2 protein-coding genes are annotated in these 1,737 nt (G+C 53.8%); both read left to right on the forward strand.

The features are described 5' to 3' along the window. Positions 1-12 precede the first annotated feature (12 nt). Positions 13-111 (forward strand): hypothetical protein, encoded by a 99-nt coding sequence (locus tag EDD73_RS15665; protein ID WP_406567204.1) that lies wholly within the window; start codon positions 13-15, stop codon positions 109-111. Between the two features lie 201 nt (positions 112-312). Further along, positions 313-1,518, forward strand: a complete 1,206-nt coding sequence (locus EDD73_RS14695; RefSeq protein WP_131921187.1) for an acyl-CoA dehydrogenase family protein — start codon at positions 313-315, stop codon at positions 1,516-1,518. Positions 1,519-1,737: the final 219 nt, after the last annotated feature.

The raw sequence follows: 1,737 nt of genomic DNA on the forward strand, positions 1-1,737 counted from the left end.
ATCACCAAGGCCATGGAGGAGTACGGCAGTACCTATAAAGCGGCCGAAGTATTAGGGGTCAACCAGTCGACGGTGGCCCGGCGGGTAGCCCGTATTCGAGCGGAGCAATAAAAAGCGTCGAAGAACCCCTGGTCGGATTTGATCTTGGCCGGGGGTAAATGTTTGCCCATGGATACCCCGGGGAGATTGGTCAACGTGGACAAAAGAAAATCTCGAGATAGCCTTGTCTTTCTAGCGGTGTTGGCACGGTTATTGCATATAGAAAAAGGTGTACACGACAAAACAGGCCAATGAGGCCAAGGAGGAAGAAATATGTTTAATCTGGAATTGACGGAACAACATCGCATGGTGGAAAAGACAGCCCGTGATTTTGCTTTGAACGAGGTGGGCCCTCGGATTCGCGATCTCGACCGGGCCATGAACTTTGACGCTGGTTTGTTAAAGAGCATGGGTGAGCTTGGACTGATGGGTGTCTGTATTCCCGAAGCGTACGGCGGTGCCGGGATGGACTATATCAGCTACGGCTTGGTTTGCGAAGAATTGGAGTATGTTGATACGTCCCTGCGGGTCATCTTGGCGGTCCATATCGGTCTGAACAGCTTATCGCTGCTCACCTGGGGAACGGAAGAACAAAAGCAAAAATATCTCACGCCCCAAGCCAAAGGGGAAAAGATCGCTTGCTTTGGTTTGACCGAGCCCAACGCCGGCACCGACGTGGTGGGACTGGAAAGCACGGCTGTGAAAGACGGCGACACCTACATTCTCAACGGTGAAAAGATGTGGATCTCCCTGGCTGATGTGGCCGATCACTTCCTGGTCATTGCCTGGACCGATCTGGAAAAGAAAAAGCGCCGCGATCACAGCGGGCTGTCGGCGTTTATCGTCGAACGAGGCTTTGAAGGTGTAAGCACCGCCAGCATTCACGGCAAACTGGGTGTACGCGCCGGGAACACCGGTTCCATCAGCATGCAAGATGCCCGTGTTCCTGCGGCGAACCTGCTTGGCCGTGAGGGCGAAGGCTTTAAAATCGCCATGTTTGCCCTTGATCAAGGACGTTTCTCCGTTGCTTCCGGTTCGACCGGGTTGATCCGGGCTTGCCGTGACGCCAGTGTGAAATATGCCTTGGAGCGTACATCCTTTGGCAAGCCTATCGGTGAAAACCAGCTGGTGAAGCAAATGATCGCTCATATGTGTCGCGATTATGAAATGTCTCGCCTGCTCTGGCTGAAAGCAGGTTGGTTGAAAAACAAAGGGGAGCGCAACACGCGCGAAACGTCCCTGGCCAAATGGTTTTCTTGTGACGCCGCTGAGCGGGCGGCGGCTGATGCCGTCCAAGTCTACGGTGCCTATGGCTTCTCTGATGAATATCCGGTGGAGCGGTTCTATCGCAATTCCAAGGGTGCTTCGATTTACGAAGGAACGCGGGAGATACATACGGTCGTCCAGGCCGATTACGAACTGGGCTTCCGTGTAGATAAGCCGATTCGTTGCCAACTGCCGCCGTGGCCCTTCGAATAACCGGCCCAAGAGCAGACTAAGAAAGCCGGCGTCCTCTGGGCGCCGGCTTTCGAGCATCAACGATAAAATGCCATGGTAAGATCCGTTGAAAACCGAAGGGGGGATGGGAAAAATGGTCGTGTTACGTTCCTTGGCGAGTATGGGAGCACGAGAAAAAGATCCTTGTGAGATGATCAAGCAACTGGGGGCGGTGCTGAATTCGGCCCACAATGGGATCGT

The organism is Heliophilum fasciatum, from assembly GCF_004341395.1.
GTDB classification, from domain to species: domain Bacteria; phylum Bacillota; class Desulfitobacteriia; order Heliobacteriales; family Heliobacteriaceae; genus Heliophilum; species Heliophilum fasciatum.

Excerpts from the sequence above, each read along its gene's own strand:
- EDD73_RS15665 (WP_406567204.1), top strand. The coding sequence starts at position 13 with ATGGAGGAGTACGGCAGTACCTATAAAGCGGCCGAAGTATTAGGGGTC.
- EDD73_RS14695 (WP_131921187.1), top strand. The coding sequence starts at position 313 with ATGTTTAATCTGGAATTGACGGAACAACATCGCATGGTGGAAAAGACA.